General features: G+C 35.5%; 7 protein-coding genes. 6 read left to right on the top strand and 1 reads right to left on the bottom strand.

The window, feature by feature from the left end:
- The coding region (locus tag AAC037_RS14550) for a histidine kinase (RefSeq protein ID WP_339903663.1) at positions 1–1132 on the top strand (1132 nt) is incomplete at its 5' end.
- Positions 1129–1854 (top strand): LytTR family DNA-binding domain-containing protein, encoded by a 726-nt coding sequence (locus tag AAC037_RS14545; RefSeq protein ID WP_339903662.1) that lies wholly within the window; start codon positions 1129–1131, stop codon positions 1852–1854. The genes AAC037_RS14550 and AAC037_RS14545, both read left to right, overlap by 4 nt.
- A 175-nt stretch (positions 1855–2029) precedes the next feature.
- Here the strand turns inward: AAC037_RS14545 and msrB are convergent, their stop codons facing one another.
- On the bottom strand, positions 2030–3124 hold the full coding sequence (msrB, locus tag AAC037_RS14540; RefSeq protein WP_339903661.1) for a peptide-methionine (R)-S-oxide reductase MsrB: 1095 nt from the start codon (positions 3122–3124) through the stop codon (positions 2030–2032).
- 431 nt (positions 3125–3555) lie between these two features.
- Between msrB and AAC037_RS14535 the strand changes: the two genes are divergently transcribed.
- The 4 genes from AAC037_RS14535 to AAC037_RS14520 all read left to right on the top strand — a co-directional run.
- Positions 3556–3999 carry a hypothetical protein gene (locus tag AAC037_RS14535; RefSeq protein WP_339903660.1) on the top strand — a complete coding sequence of 148 codons (444 nt, stop codon included), beginning with the start codon at positions 3556–3558 and terminating at the stop codon, positions 3997–3999.
- Between the two features lie 400 nt (positions 4000–4399).
- Positions 4400–5950, top strand: coding sequence for a sialidase family protein (locus AAC037_RS14530; protein ID WP_339903659.1), 1551 nt, complete (start codon positions 4400–4402; stop codon positions 5948–5950).
- A 229-nt stretch (positions 5951–6179) separates the two neighbouring features.
- Entirely contained in the window at positions 6180–7253 is a 1074-nt protein-coding gene (locus tag AAC037_RS14525) for a PAS domain-containing sensor histidine kinase (RefSeq protein WP_339903658.1), read from the top strand.
- A gap of 167 nt (positions 7254–7420) precedes the next feature.
- Positions 7421–7805, top strand: a 385-nt coding sequence (locus tag AAC037_RS14520) for an FAD-dependent oxidoreductase (RefSeq protein WP_339903657.1), incomplete at its 3' end; no start/stop codon positions are given.

Here is a 7805-nt window from a genome sequence, read left to right as displayed (position 1 = left end):
TTTATGTTTACGTGGAATTGTATCCTTTCGGAGCCAATTAACTCCAAAGCTATCCTATATGACAAATTCAATTAAGCCTAGAAAAATCACATTTCTTATCCACATTCTGATATGGATATTTATAGCCATTGTGATTTTTGTAGTAAGCCCCCTTTCCTGGAAGGTTGACTTGCCGATAGAGTATTGGTTCAAACAAGGGCTAACACTTTTATTTCTTATTTTAGGTTTTTACTTAAACATGTATGTTTTGGTGCCTAAATTACTTTTTAAAGATAAAATTTGGGCATTTATTGGTTTGGGTATTTTACTTACGCTTTTGTTCCTGTTTTTGATAATTCAATTTGAAAATCTTGTGAATTTACCTGAGTTGATGCACAATGCTTTCAGGCCTGATAAGCCTTATTTGCCCAAGCCGAGGAATTTTAGGTACGACCTCTTTACCATATTGTTATTGTTATTTGGCCTAGGAATAAGTACCAGTATTGTGGTGGTTGAAAAGTGGCAAATAGATGCGGGAATAAGGAGACAAATGGAGCAGGAAAAAGTCTCCTCCGAACTGTCCTATTTGAAAGCTCAAATTAACCCTCATTTTTTCTTTAACACCTTGAATAATATTTATTCGCTAACAAATATTGACGTTGAGAGAGCTCAAAAAGCGATTTTAAAGCTTTCTAGAATGATGCGGTACGTCCTATATGAGACCGATAAGGATACTACCTATCTGAGTAAGGAACTTGACTTTATAAGAGATTATATTGAACTGATGCGTTTGCGTTTGTCTGATAAAGTGAATTTGAATTTAGATATTCAAGAAAAAACTGATGATATTCCAATCGCCCCAATGCTTTTACTTCCATTTATTGAGAATTGTTTCAAACATGGCGTAAGTGCAAAAGCGGAAAGTAAGATTGAGATATTTGTTAGTCAAAAAGGAAAGGTTCTTGAACTTAAAACTGTAAATTTGAAATTCCCTGCCAATCCTAAAAGTAAAGAAAGTATGGGCAGTGGGATAGGGCTTACCAATACGAAAAGGAGATTGGATCTGATCTATGGAAACAAATGTAAATTGATCATCGATGAGGATAACCCTGAAAATGAATACCGAATTCAATTAAAAATAGACCTTGGATGAAAGTCAAATGTGTGGTTGTAGACGATGAGCCCTTGGCATTGGAGCTGGTGTGTAACTTTGTGAACAAAACGGGATTTTTGGTTTTGGAAGCTAAATTTGATAGCGCTTTAGATGCTCTGTCCTTTATCAATGCCAATACGGTAGATTTGATTTTTTTAGACATACAGATGTCCGATTTGACAGGAATGGAATTGGCCAGAGTCCTGGAAGGAAGGAAGGGTAAACCATCACCTAAAATAATTTTTACAACTGCTTATAATCAATTTGCAATTGAAGGATACAAAGTGGATGCCTTGGACTATTTATTAAAGCCTTTTGGTTACGAAGAGTTTCTAAGTGCGAGCCAAAAAGCTTTAAAGCATTTTGAGCAACAGGCTGATAACAGAAGTGCTATTGCTGAAGATTATCTTTTTTTGAAGGTGGAATACCAATTGGTAAAGGTGATGTTGAAAGACATAATATTGGTAGAAGGCTATAAGGATTATGTCAAGGTTCATCTGGAAGGTAAAGAATCCCCATTGCTTTCTTTGACCACGCTTAAAAACATGGAAGAATTGCTGCCTGAAAATCAGTTCATGCGTGTCCACCGTTCCTATATTATTTCCTTGGAACAGATCAAGAGTATCAGCAAGAGTACCGTCAATATGGGAATAATGAACATAGGAATAAGCGAGGGATATAAAGAAAAATTTTTGCAATTTATTAGCAAATGGATCAATTGAAAGCCATTTGACTTACCTCCTTATGCCTTTTCTGAAACATCACCCGGAAGCAAATTGAACAAACCTGAAATTTCTTTTATTGATTTTTCAGGCCCAATAGAATGAAAAAAGGCTTGCAATATGCTATGTTAAGTATATTGCAAGCCTTAATTAAGGTAGTTAAAGGATTCGTTTTCTATTTAATTTTCCAAAGGAATTGCCCATAGCCTTCGGCTTCCATTTCACTTTTAGGGATAAATTTCATTGCAGCTGAGTTCATGCAATACCTTAAGCCCGTAGGTTCAGGGCCATCATTAAATACATGACCCAAATGGGAATCACCAAATTTGCTTCTAACTTCTACTCTTACCATTCCATGACCTCTATCAACTGGTTTTTCCAAATACCTTGCATCTATAGGCTTGGTAAAACTTGGCCAGCCTGAACCTGATTCATATTTGTCACTGGAACTGAACAATGGCGCACCTGAAACGATGCATACGTAAATTCCTTCCTCCTTGTTCCCATTGTACTCATTGTCAAATGAGCGTTCTGTGGCATCTTCCATAGTTACTTGGTACTGTAGAGGAGTTAATTTTTCCTTCAATTCTTTTTTTGAAGGTTTCGGGTAATTGCTTGCTTTTGGTACTTCCCAATAATTGCTAATAAAGCGGTCCCTTCCGGATCCTGTCCTGTAGGATTTATAGGCTTTCGGTTCCTTTTTAAAATAATCCTGGTGATATTCTTCTGCAGGGTAGAAGTTGGTAAATTTCACGATGGGAGTAACGATGGACTTGTCAAAAATCCCTGCAACATCTATCTCTTTTTTAATAGATTCGGCAACTTTTTTTTGTTGGTTGTTATGGTAAAATATAGCCGATTCGTATTGGCTGCCCCGGTCATAAAAACTACCTCCCTCATCTGTGGGGTCGTATTGCTGGAAGAAAATATCAATGACCTCGGAATAACTGATCACATCCGGATCAAAAGTTACCTGTACTGCCTCTTTATGGCTTGTTTTACCTGAAGAAACTTGTGAATAAGTAGGGTTTTTTTCCTTTCCCCCGGCATAGCCGGAAACGACAGACAATACACCGTCAATACCTTCAAATGGAGATTCTATACACCAAAAACATCCTCCTGCAAAGGTTGCTTTTTCGGTATTTCCTGCATAGGATTCCAAGTCCATGGTTTTGACCTCTTCAGAGGTTTTATTTGAGCCATTGCAGGAAGTCACCGCTAGGCAAATCAGGGCCAGTGCTGCAATAATTGATTTAATGGGGTATTTCATAAATATGTCTTTTATTCCAATTTTAAAACGGTAAAGATTCTAAAATTGTTCAGTAAGTTGTAATTAGGTTCAGATTGAATGATCCTTGTTTTAATAATTTTGTTATTAAAGTGTAGAAACCTATATACGGTTGAATAAGCTCTTTTGGTTTTATTTTCTACAATTTCTCAATTGGAGAAGGAGTCATAAAGGTAATTTAATTCATTTAATTTAACCATGTCATGTGGGAATGCCTGAATTGAATACCCCCCCCCTTATTTTCGTTTATAATGGACTTTGTAAAAGCTTATCCAATGAGCAGTAAAAGTAGTTCTTCTTAGGCTTTTAATGGCATCGTTTTTGTCCGTTTTATAAGTAGTTATAAACTTGGGCATGGTAACTTTAAGTGACCAAGTTGCGAATGAATTATAGAAATTAAACCAACATTAATTATGAAACTTAATGCATTGTATTTGAGTATTGGAGCGTCGACATTGCTTTTACTTTCATCTTGTGGAGGAAACAAATCCACCGAAAATCCAATAGCGTCTACTACAAATGAGGTGGAAGAAAGAAGTGCTGAAACAAGTGAAGAAATAAAAGAAGAATTTAAATCTTTTAAAAATGAAATCACTGATGAAAAAGAAGAACTTGAAGAAGAACTTCAAGAAATTAAGAACAACATAAAAGAGAATCAAATAGAACCTGCCAATGATAAAATTGATCAATACCTATCAGAGGCTGACAATAGCTTGAAAAATTTGGAAATCAAGGTAAAAGAATTTGAGAATGCCTCAGAAAAGCGGAAAGCCCAAATTCAATCAGAATTTGAATCCCTAGAGAAAAAAGCTGAAAAAAGCATTGAAAATTTGAAAAATGAACTTAACAATATATAATTAAGTCTATTGTGTATTTAAAGAAGGCTATTCCCAAATGTAGGGAATAGCCTTTTTTTGTGATTGTTATCAACTGACCTCCAATTCGCTTTAAGAAAGGTTTAATGCCTAAGAAATTATTCTATGATCAATCTAAATGTTATTATTAACCATGAAAAGTTATCCCGACCTGGGAACTCAAAAATTGGAAAAAATGCCTTATCTTTAAAATTAATTGTTCACCTATTACAATGACTATTACTAAAAATAGTCATTATTCACCCAATATGAATTTGTAATTTAAACCCAAAGAAGTGTATTTTCTATAAGATAAAATGAAGCCTAACTTTAATTTACTCATTATTGGAAATACTGGAAAAATGGATCCTTAAATTAGAACTTTCAGAGATATAATAAATTTATGATCGCAAAAAAAAATTATAAGCCTTTCTTTATTCTTGCTTTTGTAGCACTGTGTACTTTTATTTCTTGTAGTGAAAAGCAAAAACTCAAGATAGCAGAGAATATTGTATTTGAACAGGTTTATATTCCTGTGATTCAAGGGGAAACGACAACGATTGCCTACCTGAATTTCAACATGGAAAGGGATGAATCCCTAAGTCAGCTTGAAGTAGATTTAGGTGAAGGAACCACTATTGAGAATGTGTCTATTGCCTTAGCAGGTGAAGATGGAGGAGAGGAAATGATTTCCGGAGAATATAATTCTAATATCCATTTCTGGCGGTTGAAAGAGGAAATAGGCTTGGAGAAGGGAGAACAGCAACTGGCAATTAAAATCACTCTTCCGGAGGATGCAGATTTGAAAAGCAAGTTTTCATTAAATATTCCAATGATTGAAGTGGGGGGAGCACAATCCATTCCTAAAGGATTAGAAGACCTAATGCCTTATCGTCCAGGCACAGCGCTCCGAACAGCAAATGACGATGGGGTGGCTGCTTTTCGAATTCCCGGGCTTGCTACAAGTAATAGTGGAACTTTATTGGCAGTTTATGATGTGAGGCATGAGGATTCTTCCGATTTGCAGGGGGATATTGATGTTGGACTCAGTAGAAGTGTAGATGGAGGAAATACTTGGGAACCTATGCAGATTATCATGGATATGGGTGAATGGGGAGGATTGCCTCAAAATCAAAACGGTATAGGAGATCCGGCTATTTTGGTAGACAATGAGACAGGAGCCATATATGTGGTGGCGCTTTGGATTCACGGAAAGCCCGGAACAGCAGCCTGGAGAAGTTCAGAACCGGGTCTATCACCGGAAAAAACCGGTCAGTTAATGTTAGTTAAATCAGTAGATGATGGAAAAACATGGTCTTCGCCCAGAAATATTACACAGCCAATGAAGAAATCCTCTTGGCAATTGTTTTTTAATGGACCCGGTAAAGGGATAAGGATGAAAAATGGTACTTTGGTCTTTGCAGCACAGTATAAGGATAGGGAACAAATTCCTCACAGTACCATAATCTATAGTGAGAATCATGGGGAGACTTGGCAAGTAGGATCCGGGGCCAGACCCAAAACCACCGAAGCACAGGTGGTGGAGTTAGAAGATGGGGGATTGATGTTGAATATGAGAGATGACAGGGGCGGTTCAAGGGCAGTATATACTACAGGTGATATGGGCAAAAGCTGGCATGAACATCCTACCAATAGAAGTGCGTTAATTGAACCCATCTGCATGGGTAGCCTTATCAGGTTTGATAGGAGTAGATTGCTCTTTTCTAACCCTGAAAGCACAGAAGGAAGATTTAATATGACCATAAAAATGAGTAATGATGATGGCTTAACTTGGCCCGATAGCCAAAAAATATTATTGGATGGACAAAAGGGTTGGGGGTATAGTTGTATGACTAAAATTAATGATGAAAGTATTGGTATTTTATACGAAAGTAGTCAGGCGCATATGACTTTTCAAATTGTGTCTATTACCGAGTTAAACCCTAATAAATAATCTTAGTTCATTATTATTACAAGTACTTTATATTTTCTAAATTGCTTTATTTCAATTAAAATTGAAAATTGCTTGCTGCATATGTAATGAAACAGGTTGAAGGGCATAAACTTTATAATAAAATAAATTATTGTATTTTTATTTTATTAAATAGTTATATTTGATAGTTGAGAATTTGTTTTCAAGGCCGGTAAATTTAAAATAGATAGCTGGTAATTATATATAATAAGTGGATAATCCAGATTTAGATTTTAATGTTTTTTTTAATGTGTGTCCCCAATTACTGTGTATAGTGGGCTATGATGGTTATTTCAAAAAGGTCAACCCTTCTTTTCAAAAAGTTTTGGGATATACTGAGGAGGAATTAAAAGAAAAACCAATCGATTTTTTTGTGCATCCCAAGGATAGGGCTACGACTCACAAGATTCGGGAAAATTTAAAAAAAGGGAAACCGTTAAATAATTTTGAAAATAGATATGTTTCTAAGTCCGGAGAAACTTTGTGGCTTTCATGGACTTCAAAATTAGTACCAGAAAAGCAATTGATTTTTGGTGTTGCCAAGCTTGTCAATCCGAAAAAGGAACTTGAGGCCAAGAGAAATGAGCTTATAAGAGAGCTAACTATAACCAATGAAAAGCTTAAACAACTAACCATAACCATATCCCATGATTTAAGGTCTCCGGTTAATAATTTATTGGCAGTATTTAACTTTTTTGATAATGAAAAAATTCAAGATGAGGAAATCTCAGAAATGGTTGACTTACTTCATAAATCAACTTTAGGATTGAAATTACGCTTAGACGACTTTCTTTCATCCTTAAAGAAAGAGGAGCTATTGGTTGTAAAGGTTACAAAAATTTCCTTTCAGGAGGTATTGGATCAATCAATTAACGGTATAAAATCTTTGATTAAAAACTCCAATGCAAAAATAATAACTGATTTTTCCGAGGCTCCAGAAGTTCATTTTAATAGAAACTATTTGGAAAGTATTTTCCTAAACCTTATTTCCAATGCCATCAAATATACAAGACCTGACATTAGTCCGGTTATCAAAATAAAAAGTCATCAAAGTTCCGGCATTACCAAGCTGTCTGTAAAGGACAATGGAATAGGTTTCGATATGGAAAAAGTGGGAAGAAAGATTTTTGGATTTGATCAAAAATTCAATGACAGTGAAGAAAGCCAAGGGATAGGTTTATACTTGGTACACAAACAGATTACAACATTGGGAGGTGAAATAGAACTCATAAGCAAACCGGAAAAAGGATCGGAGTTTATTCTTTCTTTCAAAAATTTAGAATAAGCGTTCGCTCCACCCTTCCTTATTTGATTATAAAGCCCTTTACCAAACTTATTTTTTAAATTTTTTGGGTAAAACCGATTCATTTTCCTTTATTTCTCGTTAAGCAATTGGCTACGCATCACCTAAATGTGCTTTTACATGGATTATAGAACGTATCTTTATTATAAATGGCTGGGCAAATAGTAAGAATTGGAAATGGTATTTCGGGGGTTACCTGTGCAAGGCATATTAGAAAAAATGACGATCAGGTGGAAATCATTATTGTTTCCGGTGAAACGGAACATTTTTTTTCTAGAACTGCCCTCATGTATATTTATATGGGGCATATGAAGTATGAACATACCAAACCCTATGCTGATGATTTCTGGAGTAAAAACCGAATAACACTTAAATTTGGCTGGGTAAATCAAGTAGATTTTGCAAATCGACATTTGAACTTTGATAATGGAGAAAAGCTTGCCTATGACAAATTGATTCTTGCCACGGGTTCTAAACCAAACTATTTTGGCTGGCCGGGACAAGATTTAAAAGGAGTGCAAGGCCTTTATAGTT

It is taken from the genome of uncultured Cyclobacterium sp. (assembly GCF_963976465.1).
In the GTDB taxonomy this organism is placed as follows: domain Bacteria; phylum Bacteroidota; class Bacteroidia; order Cytophagales; family Cyclobacteriaceae; genus Cyclobacterium.
The sequence above is the reverse complement of the archived record's forward strand: the minus strand, read 5'-3'. Positions and strand labels throughout refer to the sequence as shown.

Bases quoted from the DNA above. Each gene is read 5' to 3' on its own strand.
- AAC037_RS14545 (WP_339903662.1), top strand. From the start codon at position 1,129: ATGAAAGTCAAATGTGTGGTTGTAGACGATGAGCCCTTGGCATTGGAG.
- msrB (WP_339903661.1), bottom strand. From the start codon at position 3,124: ATGAAATACCCCATTAAATCAATTATTGCAGCACTGGCCCTGATTTGC.
- AAC037_RS14535 (WP_339903660.1), top strand. From the start codon at position 3,556: ATGAAACTTAATGCATTGTATTTGAGTATTGGAGCGTCGACATTGCTT.
- AAC037_RS14530 (WP_339903659.1), top strand. From the start codon at position 4,400: ATGATCGCAAAAAAAAATTATAAGCCTTTCTTTATTCTTGCTTTTGTA.